This is a genomic window from Citricoccus sp. (genome assembly GCF_032154715.1).
Taxonomy (GTDB): domain Bacteria; phylum Actinomycetota; class Actinomycetes; order Actinomycetales; family Micrococcaceae; genus Citricoccus.
Genome location: NZ_JALDXU010000024.1, coordinates 18,394 through 34,914 on the forward strand (window position 1 = coordinate 18,394; position 16,521 = coordinate 34,914).

At 69.9% G+C, this 16,521-nt stretch carries 14 protein-coding genes; 5 read left to right on the plus strand and 9 right to left on the minus strand.

Features of this window, described 5'->3' with window-relative positions; translation table 11 throughout:
* Positions 1-20 precede the first annotated feature (20 nt).
* The 8 genes from der to RUH65_RS06300 all read right to left on the minus strand — a co-directional run bounded on the left by der (position 21) and on the right by RUH65_RS06300 (position 8,693).
* On the minus strand, positions 21-1,583 hold the full coding sequence (gene der, locus RUH65_RS06265) for a ribosome biogenesis GTPase Der (protein WP_313816431.1): 1,563 nt from the start codon (positions 1,581-1,583) through the stop codon (positions 21-23).
* Positions 1,580-2,335, minus strand: a complete 756-nt coding sequence (cmk, locus tag RUH65_RS06270; RefSeq protein ID WP_313816433.1) for a (d)CMP kinase — start codon at positions 2,333-2,335, stop codon at positions 1,580-1,582. The genes der and cmk overlap by 4 nt, the downstream gene beginning before the upstream one ends.
* A complete protein-coding gene (locus RUH65_RS06275; protein WP_313816435.1) occupies positions 2,336-3,514 on the minus strand; it encodes a prephenate dehydrogenase in 1,179 nt (392 codons plus the stop codon).
* Positions 3,514-4,584, minus strand: coding sequence for a pseudouridine synthase (locus tag RUH65_RS06280; RefSeq protein ID WP_396179707.1), 1,071 nt, complete (start codon positions 4,582-4,584; stop codon positions 3,514-3,516). The genes RUH65_RS06275 and RUH65_RS06280 overlap by 1 nt, the downstream gene beginning before the upstream one ends.
* On the minus strand, positions 4,568-5,143 hold the full coding sequence (scpB, locus tag RUH65_RS06285; protein ID WP_313816438.1) for an SMC-Scp complex subunit ScpB: 576 nt from the start codon (positions 5,141-5,143) through the stop codon (positions 4,568-4,570). Before scpB ends, RUH65_RS06280 begins: the two co-directional genes overlap by 17 nt.
* The gene (locus RUH65_RS06290; RefSeq protein WP_396179703.1) at positions 5,140-6,078 is read right to left on the minus strand and encodes a segregation and condensation protein A; all 939 of its coding nucleotides are present in this window, start codon (positions 6,076-6,078) and stop codon (positions 5,140-5,142) included. Before RUH65_RS06290 ends, scpB begins: the two co-directional genes overlap by 4 nt.
* A complete protein-coding gene (locus RUH65_RS06295) occupies positions 6,075-6,932 on the minus strand; it encodes an AAA family ATPase (protein ID WP_313816450.1) in 858 nt (285 codons plus the stop codon). The genes RUH65_RS06290 and RUH65_RS06295 overlap by 4 nt, the downstream gene beginning before the upstream one ends.
* 306 nt (positions 6,933-7,238) lie before the next feature.
* Positions 7,239-8,693, minus strand: coding sequence for a cation:dicarboxylate symporter family transporter (locus RUH65_RS06300; protein ID WP_313816451.1), 1,455 nt, complete (start codon positions 8,691-8,693; stop codon positions 7,239-7,241).
* 308 nt (positions 8,694-9,001) lie between these two features.
* Between RUH65_RS06300 and RUH65_RS06305 the strand changes: the two genes are divergently transcribed.
* Together RUH65_RS06305 and RUH65_RS06310 are read left to right on the plus strand one after the other, a co-directional pair.
* Positions 9,002-10,843: an ATP-binding protein gene (locus tag RUH65_RS06305; RefSeq protein ID WP_313816440.1), complete on the plus strand. Its 1,842-nt coding sequence runs from the start codon at positions 9,002-9,004 to the stop codon at positions 10,841-10,843.
* Complete coding sequence (locus RUH65_RS06310) at positions 10,833-11,627, plus strand: response regulator (RefSeq protein ID WP_313816441.1); 795 nt, start codon at positions 10,833-10,835, stop codon at positions 11,625-11,627. The genes RUH65_RS06305 and RUH65_RS06310 overlap by 11 nt, the downstream gene beginning before the upstream one ends.
* Before the next feature lies 1 nt (position 11,628).
* Here RUH65_RS06310 and RUH65_RS06315 read toward each other — a convergent pair whose 3' ends face one another.
* Complete coding sequence (locus RUH65_RS06315) at positions 11,629-13,629, minus strand: AMP-binding protein (RefSeq protein ID WP_313816442.1); 2,001 nt, start codon at positions 13,627-13,629, stop codon at positions 11,629-11,631.
* Positions 13,630-13,771: 142 nt separating this feature from the next.
* Between RUH65_RS06315 and RUH65_RS06320 the strand changes: the two genes are divergently transcribed.
* The 3 genes from RUH65_RS06320 to RUH65_RS06330 form a co-directional block, all read left to right on the plus strand.
* Positions 13,772-14,503 carry a GntR family transcriptional regulator gene (locus tag RUH65_RS06320; RefSeq protein ID WP_313816444.1) on the plus strand — a complete coding sequence of 244 codons (732 nt, stop codon included), beginning with the start codon at positions 13,772-13,774 and terminating at the stop codon, positions 14,501-14,503.
* Positions 14,500-16,017, plus strand: coding sequence for an MmgE/PrpD family protein (locus RUH65_RS06325; RefSeq protein ID WP_313816445.1), 1,518 nt, complete (start codon positions 14,500-14,502; stop codon positions 16,015-16,017). Before RUH65_RS06320 ends, RUH65_RS06325 begins: the two co-directional genes overlap by 4 nt.
* The coding region (locus RUH65_RS06330; protein ID WP_313816446.1) for an isocitrate lyase/phosphoenolpyruvate mutase family protein at positions 16,017-16,521 on the plus strand (505 nt) is incomplete at its 3' end. The genes RUH65_RS06325 and RUH65_RS06330, both read left to right, overlap by 1 nt.

A 16,521-nucleotide genomic window follows, 5' to 3' on the forward strand; every position in this document is an offset into this window, starting at 1 on the left:
GTTTCCCGGGGGAAACCTCGTCACCGCTTCCGAGTCCGCTTCTCGCGCACCCGCATGCCCAGCTCGATCGGGCTCCCCTCGAAGCCGAAGGTCTCACGCAGGCGACGGATGATGAAGCGGCGGTAGCCGGGCTCCAGGAATCCCGTGGTGAACAGCACGATCCGCGGCGGCTGGGTCGAGGGCTGGGTCGCGAACAGGATGCGTGGCTGTTTGCCGCCACGCACGGGGTGCGGGTGGGCCGCCACGAGCTCGCCCAGGAAGGCGTTGAGCTTGCCCGTCGGGATGCGGGTGTCCCAGGACGCCAGGGCCGTGTCCAGGGCGGGCACGAGGCGGTCCTTGTGCCAGCCGGTCTTGGCCGAGAGGTTGACGCGCGGAGCCCAGGCCACATGCGCCAGGTCCCGGTCGATCTCCCGTTCCAGGTAAGTACGGCGGTCCTCGTCCATGAGGTCCCATTTGTTGAACGCCAGGACCACGGCCCGGCCGGAGTCCAGCACGAGCTGCAGGATGCGCACGTCCTGCTCGGAGAGCACCTCCGAGGCCTCCAGCAGCACCACGGCCACCTCGGCCTTGTCGAGCGCCGACTGGGTCCGCAGCGAGGCGTAGTAGTCGGAGCCGTGGGCCATATGCTGCCGGCGGCGGATGCCGGCGGTGTCCACGAAGCGCCACAGGCGCCCGCCCAGTTCGACGAGCTCGTCCACCGGGTCACGCGTGGTCCCGGCGGTCTCATCCACCACCACCCGGTTGGAGCCGGCGAGCTGGTTCAGCAGCGAGGACTTGCCGACGTTCGGACGGCCCAGCAGCGCCACGCGGCGCGGGCCGCCGCGCGGGATCAGTCCGCCGTAGGCGGTCACCTCGGGCAGGGCCTCCATGGCCGCGTCGAGCAGGTCACCGGTCCCCCGGCCGTGCACGGCGGAGACCGGGAACGGCTGGCCCAGGCCCAGGCCCCACAGCGAGGCCGCGTCGGCCTCCTGGGAGATGTCATCCACCTTGTTGGCCACGAGCAGCACCGGGCGGCCCTTGCGACGCAAGAGCTTGACGACGGCCTCGTCGGTGGAGGTGGCGCCCACCGTGGAGTCCACCACGAACAGGACGGCGTCGGCCACGTCCACAGCGCGTTCGGCCTGCTCGGCCACGCGCTGGTGGATGCCCTTGGCGTCATGCTCCCACCCGCCGGTGTCCACCACCGTGAAGGTCTTACCGCCCCATTCGGACTCATAGCTGACGCGGTCACGGGTCACGCCCGGCACGTCCTCCACCACGGCCTCGCGGCGGCCAATGATGCGGTTGACAAGGGTGGACTTGCCCACGTTGGGGCGCCCGACGACGGCGAGCACCGGGGGTGCAGGAGACTCCTCGGACTCGGGGTCACCGTCCTCCCAGCCGCGCAGCAGCGCCGTGTCCTCCTCGTCCAGGTCGTAGTCCTCGAGTCCGGCCCGGAGGGCCTCGGCCCGCTGCTGGGCCTCCTCGTCGGAGAGTGCCGCCAGCTTCTCCTCGATCTGGTCACTGCCGGTCGGCTGGTATTCGGTGCCGTCGTCCGGCGTCGGTGCTCCGGCGTCGCGTGGCGCACTGTTCTCGGTGCTCATGCGCGGTCCCCTTCCGGGTTGGTCGTCTGCTTGGTCGTGCTGTCTGTCATCCTGGCGGATTGTTGGCGGGTGATCTCGGCCAGCATGGCCTCGATGGTCGCCTCAAAATCGAGTTCGGTGGAGTCCACCAGGCCCACCCCGTCGGACGGGGTCATGAAGTCCACCACGGTGGAGTCCTTGGCATCCCGGCCGGACACCTGCTCGGCCAGGTCCTTCGCCTCCACGGTGCCCCCCAGCTGGGCGGCACGGCGGGCCGTGCGCGCCTCGGCGGACGCGGTGAGCAGGATCCGCGCGTCGGCGTCGGGAGCCACCACGGTGGTGATGTCCCGCCCCTCGGCCACGATCATGCGGTGCGCGTCGATCTCGGCGCGCTGACGGGCCACGAGCAGTTCGCGCACGGCACGATTGGTGGCCACCACGGAGACGACGGCGGAGATGCCCGGTTCGCGGATGGCCTCGGTGATGTCGTCGGTGCCCACCACCACGCGTTCATGGTCCGGATCCACGGACAGGACCAGGTCCATGTCCTGGACCGCGGCGACGACCGCGTCCGGGTCGTCGAGGACGCCCTGATGGCGGCAGTGCCACGCGACGGCCCGGTACATGGCGCCGGTGTCCAGATAGGCGGCACCGAGCCGGCGGGCGATGGCCCGGGATACCGACGACTTGCCGGAACCAGAGGGCCCGTCCACAGCCACGACGAGGCGCTGGCTCGGGGGCCGGGGCCCGGTCGGGGTTGTCGTCTCGGTCATTCAGACCACCTTCCATCCCTGCGCTGTCAGCGCGTCCGTCAGATCCTGCTTGCGGCCCGGCAGCACGGAGATCTCCAGCATCCCGACCTCATGTCCGGCGGAGTGGTCCATGCGCAGGTCCTCCACGTTGACGCCGGCCTGCCCCACGTCCTGCAGGACGGCGGAGATCTGCCCCGGGGCGTCGTCCACGATCACGGTCACCACGGCGAAGGCCTGCGGTGGTGCCCCGTGCTTGCCGGGGATCCGGGCGTGGCCGGCGTTGCCCTCGGCGATCAGCTGGGCGATGTCCAGCCGGGCCCCCGGCGCCGTGGGCTCCTCCATGGTGGCGATCAGCCGGTCCAGGTCCTCGCGCACCCCGTAGAGGATCCGCAGGATGTCCGGAGCGTTGGCCGCCAGGATCTGCACCCACAGTTGCGGATCGGACGCCGCGATGCGCGTGGTGTCCCGCAGCCCGTTGCCGGACAGCGCCAGGGACTGGGCCGGGGTCTCCTGCAGCCGCGACGACACCAGGGAGGCGGCGATCTGCGGCAGGTGGGAAATCAGGGCCACCGAGGCGTCATGGTCCTCGGCGGACATCCGGTGCACGGTGGCCCCGAGCACCCGGGCGATCTCCTCCGCGGCGGACACGGCCTCCGGCGAGGTGTCCCCGCCCGAACAGACCACCCAGGGGGCGGCGGTGAACAGGGCACCGCGGGCGGCCACCGGACCGGAGCGTTCCCGCCCGGCCATGGGGTGGGTTCCCACATACCGTGCCGACTGCTCCGGCGTCAGCTGCCCGCCCACGACGGCGGCGTCCACCTCACGCCGGATCGCCCCCTTGACGGAGGCGATGTCCAGCACGACGGCGCCCGGGAACCGCACGAGCGAATCGATGACGACCTGTCCGGCGACGTCCGGCGGCGCGGCCACCACGACGACGCCCGGTACAAAGGCGCCCTCGGCTCCGGTGGTGCCGTCGGTGCTGCCGGCGTCCCCAGCCGGGGAGGCGGCCGGGGCCGCGGTGAGGTCGCCGGGGAAGGCCTGGCCGGCGCCGATGTCCACGGCAACCGCTTGGGCGGACGGGGAAGGATCGGAGAGATAGGTGTCCGCACCGGCCGACCGCAGGCCGAGGCCGATGGAGGCGCCCAGCAGCCCGGTTCCGCGGATCAGCACCGGTTCGGGGATACCCCGTGGGGCCATCACAGGTTCACGGCGGCCATGAGGTGGCCCTGTTCCTGGCGGCCCATCTGGCGGATGGTGCCCTGCTTCTGGTCGCCGAGCCCGATGGGGCCGAACTTCACCCGGACGAGGCGCTCGACCGGGTATCCGACCTCTTTGAACATGCGTCGCACGATCCGATTCTTGCCGGAGTGCATGACGACCTCCACCAGCACGTGGCCCGGCGTGGAGTCCACCAGTTTGAAGGAGTCCACCTGCGCGAAGCCGTCCTCGAGCTGCATGCCCTCCTTGAGCTGAGCCCCGACGCCCTTGGCCATGGGCCCGTGGACCTGGACGAGATAGGTCTTGGGGATCTCGAAGCTCGGGTGGGTCAGCCGGTTGGCCAGTTCACCGTCGTTGGTCAACAACAACAGGCCCTCGGTCTCGGTGTCCAGGCGGCCGACGTGGAAGAGGCGAGTGGAGTCGTACTTGCCCTTCTTGAGGTAATCGGAGATGCAGGGCCGGCCCTCGGGATCGTCCATGGTGGAGACGACGCCGCGGGGCTTGTTGAACGCGAAGTACCGCAGGGTGGTGTCCAGCTGCAGGCGGAGGCCGTCCACGTGGATGACGGCCGTGTCCGGATCCACCCGGATGCCGGTCTCGGTGACGACCTTGCCGTCCACCTCGACGCGACCCTCGGCGATGAGGTCCTCGCAGACGCGGCGGGAGGCCACGCCGGCGGAGGCCATGACCTTCTGCAGACGCACACCTTCGGGCGTGTGGACCGAGGAGAAGTTCTGGTCCCGCTGGGCACGGTTGGGGCGGGTGGGCGTCCGGGCCGCTCCGAGGTTGCGGTCGTACCCCTTCTGGGAGTCGTCGCGGAACGGTCCGCCCCTCTGCCCGGGTCCCGGGGTGCCCCAGGACTTGCGCGGCTGTCCCTGGGAGGACTGGCCCTTGCCGGGCTTGCCCTGCTGCGGCTTGCCGCGGTAGCTGGTGTTCTTCTTTCCGGAGCCTCCCGGCTTGCGGTCATTCATCAGTGCACTGTCCTGTTCGTTGCGTTGGGTTGGAATGCTGTGCCGTCGTCCTGGACGGCGGTCAGGTGTTGAGTTCAGTCTGGTCCATGACGGCCAGTTCCGACAGGCCGGGCAGATGATCCGAGAGCTTGGGCAGCTCCTGGAGGCTGCCCACCCCCAGTGTCTCCAGGAGGTAGCCCGTGGTCTCGTACAGCACCGCCCCGGAGTGTGGTTCACTGCCCGCCTCCGCCACGAGCCCCCTGGTGACGAGGGTTCTCATGACCGAATCGGAGTTCACGCCGCGGATGCCCGCCACGCGGGAGCGCGTGACCGGCTGCAGGTAGGCGACCACGGCCAGGGTCTCCAGGGCAGCCTGGGTCAACCGTGCCGTCTGGCCTTCGACGATGAACCGCTCCACCACCTCCGCATGGGCCGGACGGGAGTAGATGCGCCAGCCGCCGGCAAGTTCGCGCAATTCGAAGCCGCGCCGTGGGGAGCCAGACAGTCCATCATAGTCGCTGGCGAGGGCTGAAAGCACATCGGCCACCTGCCGCGGGTCCGCACCGGTCGCCTCCGCCAGTTGTGCCACGGTCACCGGCTCGTCCACGACCATCAGCACGGCCTCGAGTGGTCCACGCACGTCCTCGGGCTCGCTCATGACCACTCCTCCTCGTCGTCCGGACCGTGCTCCGGCCTCACATCGGGGGCGTCCGGGTCCCACCGGACCATGAGTTCGCCCAACGGGACCTCTTGGTCGAAGGTGACGGCGCGGTCCCGGAACATCTCCAACAGCGCGAGGAAACGGGCGACGATCACGAGGGTGGAGCCGGCGTCGGACACCAACTCGTGGAAGGCGAGCCGGCCGGCCTCGCGCAATCGGGCGGCCAACAGGCCCACTTGCTCACGGACCGAGACGGGCGGGGCGTGCAGATGCTCCAGGTTCACCTGTTCCGCCGGATTCGGGGTCCGGGCCAGGACGTCCTCGGCCAGCGCACCGAATTGCTCGGCGCTCAGCGTCCACACCAGCTCCGGCAACAGGGACGCGAAGCGTGGATCCAGGGTGGTCTGGCGCGGGAAGCGGCGCGCCTCCGCCCGGATCTTCTCGCCCAGGAGCGAGGAGATGTCGCGGAAGGCCTTGTACTGCAGCAGTCGGGCGAACAGCAGGTCGCGGGCCTCGAGCAGGGCCACGTCCTCCTCCGCGTCCGTGGTCCCGGCCGGCAGCAGCCGGGCTGTTTTCAGGTCGAGCAGGGTGGCTGCGACCACCAGGAACGCGCTCGAGGCGTCCAGGGCGGCCAGCTCCGGCCGACCTCGCTGGCCTCCGTCCCCGCCGGCGTCCAGAGCGATGCCGGGGTGATGCCGGAGGGTACTGGCATAGGCGATGAACTCGTCCGTCACCTCGGCCAACGCCACCTCGGTGATGTCCATCTGACGCCGGGCGATGAGCGAGAGCAGCAGATCGAAGGGCCCGGCGAAGTTGGTCAGGGTGACGGAGAACCCGGAGGGGACCCCGTCCTCGCCGTCCAGGTTCTCGGGTAGGCCGCCCGCCAGGTCCCTGGCGACATCCGGGGCAGTTGCCCCGGCACCTGGGGTCACGGCGCTCCGCCGCGCCAGATCAGCTCGCGGGCCAGCGTGCGGTAGGCCTTGGCGCCCTCGTGGTTCTGGGCGAACGTGGTCATGGGTTCGGCGGCCACGGTGGCATCGGCGAACTTGATGGAGCGCTTGATCACGGTCTCGAAGACCCGGTCGCCGAAGGCCTCGACGAGACGGCTGACGACCTCCTTCGAGTGCAGTGTCCGGGCGTCGAACATGGTGGCCAGCACGCCGTCGATCTCCAGGTCCGGGTTGATGCGGTCCTGGATCTTCTCGATCGTCTCCACGAGCAGCGCGACGGCACGCAGGGCGAAGAACTCGGCGGTCAGCGGGATGATCACGCCGTGGGAGGCGGTCAGGGCGTTGACGGTCAGCAGGCCCAGGGACGGCTGGCAGTCCACGAGGATGACGTCGTAGTCATCCCGGACCTGGCGCAGTGACCGTTCCAGGACCTGTTCCCGGGCCACCTCATTGACGAGCTGGACCTCCGCCGCGGAGAGGTCGATGTTGGCCGGCAGGAGGTCGATGCCCTCGAACTCGGTCTCCACGATGGCGTCCCGGGCGGTGATGGACCGTTCCATCATGACGTTGTAGACGGTGGTGTCGAGTTCGTGGGGGCTGACGCCGAGACCGGCGGAGAGGGCACCCTGGGGATCGAAGTCGACCATGAGCACCCGCCGGCCGTAGCTGGCCAACGCGGCTCCGAGGTTGATGGTGGAGGTCGTCTTGCCGACCCCGCCCTTCTGGTTGACCATGGAGATCACGCGCGCTGGACCGTGGGTTTCCAACTGCACCGGCTCCGGGAATTCGTGCTTGGGCCGTCCCGTGGGTCCGATGACCGGGTCACCGGTGATCATGAGGACTGGCGTGGGCTCTTCCTGGTTCACGATGCTGCCGTCTCCTGCCGTAGGTCCATGTGTTCGCCGTGCTGTGAGGTCGCCCACACTGAACAACGTCAGTTGCTGCGGCATGGATACACCCTAGTCCGGATCGGCGTCCGCCCGGAAAATTCCCCTCTCGTTGCGGCGAGCCTTGACGTTCAACCGCAGCCTGAAGGTGATATGCCGCCCGTGCTCCCGGCCGCGGGGCGGTGCCGGGCATGGTGTTCAGGGGCTCGCCCTGCACACGACGCCCGGCACCGGAGGGATCGATACCGCGGGGACTCAGCGCTGCGGGGCCGAGCCCACCACATTGAGGCTGGACTCCGGGTGGCCCTCGAAGGCCTGCTCGGCCGCCGTCGGAGACTCGCGCGGGTCGAAGGGGTGCCTTTGGGTCCCGGATTCGGGCGAGCCCTGACCCGTGCCACCCTCCTCACGGCCCTCCGAACGACGCGCCGGGCGATCCTCGGAGTAGTCGCCCAGGCCATGACCGACCACCATCTCCTCATCGAACGCGTCCCGGCCGGAGAGCACGTTGTCAGCCTTGACGGGATCGAACTCACCGACCCACTTGCCGATGAGCATGGTGGCCACGGCGTTGCCCGTGAAGTTGGTGAGTGCGCGGGCCTCGGACATGAACTTGTCAATGCCCACGATCACGCCCATGCCACCGAGCAGCTGCGGCTGGTGTGCCTGGAGCCCCGCGGCCAGGGTGGCCAGGCCGGCACCGGTGACGCCGGCGGCCCCCTTGGAGGCGATGATCATGAACACCAGCAGGCCGATCTGCTCACCCAGACTCATCTCCAGGCCCATGGCGTTGGAGACGAACAGGGCCGCCATGGTCAGGTAGATGGCCGTGCCGTCCAGATTGAAGGAGTAGCCCGTGGGCACCGTGACGCCCACCACGGACTTGTGCACGCCGGCGTGCTCCATCTTGGCGATCAAGCGCGGCAGGGCGGACTCGGAGGACGAGGTGGCGAAGATGAGCAGGTACTCGCGGCCCAGGTACTTCATCAGCCTGAAGATGTTCACGCCGGTGACCAGCCGGAGCAGGGTGCCGAGCACCACCACGATGAACACGATGCAGGTGGCATAGAAGGCGCCCATCAGCAGGGCCATGGCACCGATGGCGGACCAACCGGTGGATCCCACGACGGCGGCGATGGCGCCGAAGGCGCCGATCGGGGCGATCCACATGATCATCATCAGGATGCGGAACACCACGCCCTGGATCAGGGTGAGGCCTTTGAGCAGCGGCGCCCCGGACTCCCCCATCGCCTGGAGGGCGAAGCCCACCAGCAGGGCGACGAACAGCACCGGCAACACCGGCACCGAGCCGGGGATGATGTCCAGCAGGAACGCGACGGTCGGATCCAGGTCCGCCTGGGCGGCATCCGGGTCATAGGGGGTCAGGGCCAGACCTTCGCCCGGGTGGATGAGGTTGCCGACGACGAGGCCGAGACCCAGGGCGAAGGTGGACATGGCCATGAAGTACAGCAGGGCCAAGCCGCCCACCTTGCCCACGGTGGCGGCCTTGGCGATGGAGCCGATGCCGAGCACGATGGTGCAGAAGATGACCGGGCCGATCATCATCTTGATGAGCGAGACGAAGCCGTCGCCCAGCGGCTTGAGGGACTTGCCGAACTCCGGGAACAGCAGTCCGACGGCGGCCCCCAGGATCACCGAGGCGATCACCATGATGTACAGCCAGTGCGTGCGGTCCTTCTTCTTCGCCGGCATGGCCGGTGTCCGGTCTGCCGCGGGTCCCGACGCCGGCGGGCCGGCCGGGGCGTGCCGCGTTGCGGCCTGGTCGGATGGGTTCGTCATGGGGATGTCCTCTACAGTGGGGTGACTCACGGTCTCTTCGTTGCGACGATCATCACCGTGGGACGTGCGTCACATCACCCTTGCGGTCATAAAGTTCATGGCGCAGACCACATCCGGGGGCCGATGAAGCCCGCCGCCGAGCATTGAGCGACGTGCATCGAGCATCGTGGTGAGGCATCCCGGCGAGAGTTCACAGCGACGGACCAGAACGAGGATTCACGGTGGGCACCACGGCGGGACTGACGGCGGGAGACCGGTTGGACGGGCGGCGTCGGCGCGCCCGCCGCGATGCGTCCAGAACCTCCCGGCGGCCGTGGAGCATCGCCCGCCGGCTGGCGACGGCCCACTTGGTCGCGCTGCTGATCCTCACCGTCGCCCTGGTGGTCTTCAGCTACCAGCAGACCCAGCGGACGGTCTATGGGCTGGAGCGAGCCAATGTGCTCTCCACGGCGCGCCTGATCGCCGACGAAGAACGGATCCGTGACGGCTTCAGGGCCGCGGACCCCAGCACGGCGCTGCAACCGCTCACCACCGAGCTCGCCGAACAGGCCCAGGTGGACTGGGTGACCTTCTTCGGCACCGACTACTCCCGGGTCGCCCACCGGGACCCGGCCCAGAACGGCACCCGGTACCCCGATGACCTCTCGGCGGTCCTGGCCGGCCAGGGCCAGGTGGACACGGTGGCCACCGGGCCTGCCGGCCTCTCCCTCCGCGCGCTGGTCCCCGTCCTGTCCTCGGACGCCCCCGGCGCCGAGGTGGTCGGCATCGTCGGCGTGGGGCACCGCGTCTCCGAACTGGACATCGTGGTGACCGCCCAGATCCCGCGCATCCTGCTGGGCATGGGACTCGTCGCGGCCCTCGGGCTGGCCGGCTCTATCGCCCTGGGCCGGTACATCCGCCGGACCACCCACGGACTCGGCCCGGAGGAGCTGGCCCATCGGTTCACCGTGCTGGACACCGCCCTGCACAACGTCAATGAGGGCATGGTGCTGGTCTCCGCCACCGGAGAGCTGAGCCTGTACAACGATCGCGCGGCCGAGCTGCTGGATCTCCCTCCCCTGGGCCACCGCGCGGACCGCACCCCGGGAACCGTCTCGCTCGCGGACCTTCAGTTGCCAGGCCCGTTGGCCGGGTTGCTGGAGTCCGGGCGGGATGCGCGGGACGAGCTGTTCGCCGTCCCCGGCCGCATCCTGGTGGTGAACCAGCACCGTACCCGTCCGGCCGTCCCGCCGGCGCGGCTGCGGACACCCATTGGGTGGCGGCGCGGACGGAGGCAGCAGGTCCCGGCCGGCGCCGACGGGGGCACGGTGGTGACACTGTACGACCGCACGGACGTCCAGGAGATGAACCGCGAGTTGGAGAGCATCCGATCCCTGACCGATGCCCTGCGTGCCCAGACACATGAGCACGGCAACCGGCTGCACACCGTGCTGTCCCTCGTGGAACTGGGGCGGATCGACCAGGCACGTGACCTGCTGGCGTCGGGTGTGACGGCCGGCGCCGCCCAACCGGGTCCGCTGGATCCCACCGGCGAACCGGCGGTGCAGGCCCTCCTGGCCGCCAAGGCCGCCCAGGCGCGCGAACGCGGGGCGCGGATGGACTACCGGGTCGAGGTGGACTCCCCCACCGGGTTCTCCGCGCAGGACCTCGTGACGATCCTCGGCAACCTGGTGGACAACGCCATCGACGCCGCGGCGGACCCCGCACGGCCGGCGGAGGACCGTTGGGTGGAGGCAGAGGCCCACACCGACGCCGGCTGGCTGGTCCTGCAGGTGGCGGACGGCGGCCCCGGCCCTTCCGCGGAGGATCGCGGACACGTGTTCGACCTCGGATTCTCGACCAAGCCCGCAGGTGCCGCCGGCCGGGGCATCGGCCTTGCCCTGGTCCGGCAGACGGCCCTCTCACTGGGCGGGGGTGTGGAGCTGGCCCTGGATTCTGGCACCGTGTTCACCGTGGAGCTGCCGCTGCCTGCGGACGGTGTCCGCGCGCCACGGTGTCCGGCACACCGTCCGCCACCCCAACCCGCCATGCATGACGGCGCAGGAGGCCACGATGACCAGTGAGCGAGTGATGGTCGTCGAGGACGACGCCCTGGCGGCGGAGACCTACGGGGAGTACCTGGCCCGGGCCGGTGGCTACCGGCAGGTGCACCTCTCCCCCACCCTGGCCGACGCGGTGCGGTTCCTGTCCACCCAGTGGCGCGAACACGGCTCCTTCGGCGTGGATGTGGTGCTGCTGGACATGAACCTTCCGGACGGGCACGGCCTGGAGGTGCTTCGCCGGATGCGAGCCGCGGGGTTCGCCGGGTCGGTGGTGGCCATGACCGCCGCCACGGATGTGCCCACCATCCGCCAGGCCATGGCCCTGGGCGTGGTCCAGTACCTGGTGAAGCCCTTCGGCTATCCCGAGTTCGCCGAACGGTTGCGGGTGGCACGGGAACTGTCCACCGGCCTCGCCGGAACCGGGTCGGTCCGCAGCCAGGCGGAGGTGGACCGGGCGTTCCGCCACCACGGCAGCGCCGGCCCGGCCACCCTGCCCAAGGGGCTCACCGAGGGCACCCTCGACTCCATCGTGGATCTGCTCCGCTCCGACCTGACTGCTGTCCCGGGATCTGCCCCGGACTCCGGCAACCGGTCCGGCACCGAGTCCGCGTCCCGGTCCGGCCCGGTGGCCGGACGCAGCGCCGGTGAGGTGGGGGCCGCCGTCGGGACATCCCGGGTGACGGCACGGCGCTACCTGGAACACCTCTTCCGGCAGGGCCTGGTGGACCGCTCTCCGCGCTACGGGACACCGGGGCGGCCGGAGAACGAGTACCGCTGGTCCGGACGTGGCCCCGAGCCCCGATAACCTACGGGCCGGTGCGGAGAGTGGGCACGAGGGCGTCGAGCACGGAACGGTCCTCGATGGTGGAGGGCACCACGTACTCCTCACCATCGGCCATCTGCCGCATCGTCTTGCGCAGGATCTTGCCGGACCGGGTCTTCGGCAGCGCGTCCACCACGGCCACCTGCTTGAAGTCGGCCACGGCGCCCACCGAGGTGCGGACGATGGCGCGCAGCTCGGCCAGCAGTTCCTCCAGCGCGGTCTCCCCCTCGACCTCCACCCCGGACTTGAGCACCACGTAGCCGGAGGCCCGCTGGCCCTTGAGCGGGTCCGCCAACCCGATCACCGCGCACTCGGCCACCGCCGGATGGGCGGCGAGCGCCTGCTCGAGGGCACCCGTGGAGAGCCGGTGACCGGCCACGTTGATGACGTCGTCCGTGCGGCCCATGACGAAGAGATAGCCCTCCTCATCCACCAGTCCCGAATCGCCCGTGGCGTAATACCCCTCGAAGGCACTGAGATAGGAGTCGATGAAGCGCTGGTCATTGCCCCACAACGTGGTCAGGGTCCCGGGAGGCAGGGGCAATCGGAGGCAGATGTTGCCCTCCACCCCGGACTCGACCGGTTGCCCGCGCCCGTCCAGGATCTCCACGGCATAGCCCGGAGTGGGCCGGGTGCAGGAACCGGTCTTGATGGGAAGCGCCTCCAGCCCCACCGGGTTGGCGCCGATCGGCCAGCCGGTCTCGGTCTGCCACCAGTTGTCCACGACCGGCACGCCCAGCAGGTCACCGATCCAGCCCTGGGTCTCCGGATCCAGCCGCTCGCCGGCCGCGAACAGTGTCTGGAGCTCCGACAGGTCGTGGCCTCGGGCCAGGGCACCGTCCGGGTCCACCTTGCGGATGGCCCGCAAGGCGGTCGGTGCCGTGAACAGTGAGCGCACCCCGTGCTGGGCGACGACCCGCCAGAACGCCCCCGCGTCCGGGGTCCCCACGGGCTTGCCCTCGTAGAGCACGGTGGTGGCCCCGACCAGCAGCGGTGCGTAGACGATGTACGAATGCCCCACCACCCAGCCGACGTCCGAGGCGGTGAACATCGTCTGGCCGGGGCCGACGTCGTAGATGTTCGCCATGGTCCAGGCCAGGGCGACCGCATGTCCGCCGTGATCCCGGACCACGCCCTTGGGCGAGCCGGTGGTGCCGGAGGTGTAGAGGATGTACAGCGGATCCGTGGCGGCCACGTCCACGGCCGCCGCCGGCTCGGCCTCGGCCATGGCCTCGTCCCAGTCGACCCACCGGGTACCAGCCTCGGGCGCGTTCCCGGCATCCTTGCCGACGTCGGCCCGCTTCCTGTCCAGGCTGTCCAGACTGTGCTCAAAACCGTCGCGGTGCTTGACCACCACGGCCCCGACCCGGTGCTGCGCCAGGGCCACGGCCTCAGCCACCGCGGGCAGGTACTCCACGCGCCGGTTCGGCTCGATGCCCCCGGAGGAGGTCACGATCGCCGCCGGCTTCGCGTCGTCGATGCGCGCCGCCAGCTCGGGGGCCGCGAATCCACCGAACACCACGGAGTGCACCGCCCCGATCCGGGCGCAGGCCAACATGGCCACGTGAGCCTCCGGTGTCATCGGCAGGTAGATGACCACGCGGTCGCCGCGGCCGACGCCCAGGGACACCAGCGCCCCGGCGAAACGGGACACCCGGTCGGTCAGGTCCGCGTAGCTGATGTGCTCCACGGTGCCGAGCACCGCCGAGTCATAGATGATCGCGGTGCGCTCGCCCTGGCCGGCAGCCACGTGCCGGTCCAGACAGTTCACGGACGTGTTCATACGGGCCCCGGGGAACCACCGGTAGATCGGTGCCGCCGCATCGTCCAGGACCCGGGTGGGCGGCTCCGTCCAGTCGATGGCAGCGGCCGCCTCCAGCCAGAATCCCTCAGGGTCCTCGATGGACCTGCGGTAGACGGACGCGTACGGCTCAGAGGGCGCAGAGGGAGGGGTGGGATTACCCGGAGAGGACGTTGAGGGCATGGGACCAACCTAGGACGTGAGCCACGCCACGTCCACCCTGTGTATACGCAACGGGGGGATCGAAGCCGAAAAGGGGGCCGATTCGGGGCCGATTTCTCCCGCTATCGCCCATACACAGACATTTGTGTATACGCTAGTCCCTGTGAGAGCCAGTGAACGTGCGTACCGGACCCTGCGTCAGGAGATCATCGAAGGTCAGCTTCCCCCCGGGTCGCTCCTCGGCGAGGTCGAGCAGTCGGCCCGCCTGGGCCTGTCCCGCACGCCGCTGCGCGAGGCCATCGGACGCCTGGTGTCCGAAGGGCTGGCCGCCCCCTCCAGCGGGCGCGGGACCGTGGTCACGGAGGTCTCCCTGGACGAGGCCGAGGACCTGTTCGACCTGCGCACGGTGCTCGAGGTGCTGGCCGCGCGTCGGGCCGCCGTGCACGCCGACTCAGAGGTCTTCGGGCAGCTGGCTGCCCGCTTCGAGTCCGCCACGGAACCACTCCGCCGGGGGAAGGATCCCGAGTCCTACTACCGGCTGACCACGGAGCTGGACGACGCCGTGGATGCCGCCTGTGCCAACGCCTACCTGGCCCAGCACCTGAGGTCCCTGCGCATCCACCTGGCGCGGCTGCGCCGCTTCTCCCGGAACGATCCGGCGCGGCTGGCGGCGTCGGCCACGGAGCATGCCGCCATCGCCCGGGCCCTGGCCGACCGGAACCCCGAACTGGCCGCGGCGACCACCACCCTCCACCTGCACCACGCCCTGGCGCACCTGCAGTCACACCAGACCGAACCGGCAGAACCGGCAGAACCTACAGAACCTACAGAACCAACTGGACCAGCCGGCCCCACCCCAGACCACCCCACATCCACCTTGGAGAGGACCCCATGATCGACCACGACGTCCGCGTCTACCGTTCCGAAGAAAACCTTCAGCGCCAGGACCAGCTCGCCTGGAAGATGGCCGAGGTCGCCACCGACACCGTGGCCATCGACCCCGAAGTGGAGGAGATGGTCATCAACCGCATCATCGACAACGCCTCGGTGGCCATCGCCTCCCTGAACCGCGGCCCGATCGTCGCCGCCCGGGCGCAGGCCCTGACCCACGCGCCCACGTCAGGCGGACAGGGAGCCTCCGTGTTCGGCATCACCGAGAAGGTCTCCCCGGAATGGGCCGCCTGGGCCAACGGCGTGGCCGTGCGCGAGCTGGACTACCACGACACCTTCCTGGCCGCCGAGTACTCCCACCCCGGGGACAACATCCCGCCGATCCTGGCGGTCGCCCAGCACACCGGTGCCAACGGCGCCGACCTGATCCGGGGCATCGCCACCGGCTACGAGCTCCAGGTGGACCTGGTCAAGGCCATCTGCCTGCACGCCCACAAGATCGACCATGTGGCCCACCTCGGCCCCTCGGCCTCGGCCGGCATCGGTACCCTCCTGGGGCTGGACACCGAGACGATCTTCCAGGCCATCGGCCAGGGGCTGCACACGACGACGGCCACCCGCCAGTCCCGCAAGGGTGAGATCTCCACGTGGAAGGCCCACGCCCCCGCCTTCGCCGGCAAGATGGCCGTCGAGGCAGCCGACCGCGCCCTGCGCGGCCAGACCTCACCCGTGCCGATCTATGAGGGCGAAGACTGGGTCATCGCCTGGATGCTGGATGGCCCGGAGGCCCGGTACACGGTGCCGCTGCCGGAGCCCGGCGAGGCCAAGCGCGCCATCCTGGACACCTACACGAAGGAGCACTCCGCCGAGTACCAGGCCCAGGCCTGGATCGACCTCGCGCGCAAGCTGCACGGCGAGCACCCCGAGCTCGCCGATCCCTCCCACGTCGCCTCGATCGTCATCCACACCTCGCACCACACGCACTACGTGATCGGCTCCGGCGCGAACGACCCGCAGAAGTATGATCCGAAGGCCTCCCGGGAGACCCTCGACCACTCCATCCCGTACATCTTCACGGTGGCACTCCAGGACGGCGCGTGGCATCACGTGGACTCCTACTCCCCGGAGCGGGCAGGACGTCCGGACACCGTGGAACTGTGGCAGAAGGTCACCACCGAGGAGGATCAGGAGTGGACCCGCCGGTACCACTCCCTGGACATCTCGGAGAAGGCCTTCGGCGGCCGGGTGGTCATCACCACCGCCACCGGCGAGACCATCACGGACGAGATCGCCGTGGCCGATGCCCACCCTCTGGGAGCCAGGCCGTTCGCGCGGGAGCAGTACATCCACAAGTTCCGCACCCTGGCCGAGGGCCTGGTGGCCCCGGAGGAGATCGATCGCTTCCTCGATGCCGCCCAGCGCACGGCGTCGCTCGGCGCCGGTGAGCTGGACCAGTTGAACATCACCGCGGCCCCCGGCGTCATCGACCTGGCCGCTGCCCCGAAGGGACTCTTCTGATGCTGTATTCGTCACTGACTGCCGCCGAGAAGCGGGTCCGTCTGCGGGAACTGCTGCAGCCCGGTGCCGCCGTGCAGTTCCCCGGGGCCTACACCCCTCTCTCCGGCAAACTGGTGGAGGAGCAGGGGTTCCAGGGGCTGTACATCTCCGGTGCGGTGCTGGCCAATGAGTTGGCCCTGCCGGACATCGGGCTCACCACCCTCACCGAGGTGGCCCAGCGCGCCGGGCAGATCGCCCGGGTCACGGACCTTCCGGCCATCGTGGACGCGGACACCGGCTTCGGCGAGCCGATGAACGTGGCCAGGACCATCCAGGAACTAGAGAACGCCGGGCTCGCCGGCTGTCACCTCGAGGACCAGGTCAACCCCAAACGCTGCGGCCACCTCGACAACAAGGCCGTCGTGGACCTGGCGACGGCCACCCAGCGGGTGGCGGCAGCCGCGAGCGCCCGCCGGGACGAGAACTTCCTCATCATGGCCCGCACCGATATTCGCGGGGTGGACG

Excerpts from the sequence above, each read along its gene's own strand:
- RUH65_RS06300 (WP_313816451.1), bottom strand. The coding sequence starts at position 8,693 with ATGCCGGCGAAGAAGAAGGACCGCACGCACTGGCTGTACATCATGGTG.
- cmk (WP_313816433.1), bottom strand. The coding sequence starts at position 2,335 with ATGACCGAGACGACAACCCCGACCGGGCCCCGGCCCCCGAGCCAGCGC.
- RUH65_RS06275 (WP_313816435.1), bottom strand. The coding sequence starts at position 3,514 with ATGGCCCCACGGGGTATCCCCGAACCGGTGCTGATCCGCGGAACCGGG.
- scpB (WP_313816438.1), bottom strand. The coding sequence starts at position 5,143 with ATGAGCGAGCCCGAGGACGTGCGTGGACCACTCGAGGCCGTGCTGATG.
- RUH65_RS06325 (WP_313816445.1), top strand. The coding sequence starts at position 14,500 with ATGATCGACCACGACGTCCGCGTCTACCGTTCCGAAGAAAACCTTCAG.
- RUH65_RS06315 (WP_313816442.1), bottom strand. The coding sequence starts at position 13,629 with ATGCCCTCAACGTCCTCTCCGGGTAATCCCACCCCTCCCTCTGCGCCC.
- der (WP_313816431.1), bottom strand. The coding sequence starts at position 1,583 with ATGAGCACCGAGAACAGTGCGCCACGCGACGCCGGAGCACCGACGCCG.
- RUH65_RS06295 (WP_313816450.1), bottom strand. The coding sequence starts at position 6,932 with ATGATCACCGGTGACCCGGTCATCGGACCCACGGGACGGCCCAAGCAC.
- RUH65_RS06310 (WP_313816441.1), top strand. The coding sequence starts at position 10,833 with ATGACCAGTGAGCGAGTGATGGTCGTCGAGGACGACGCCCTGGCGGCG.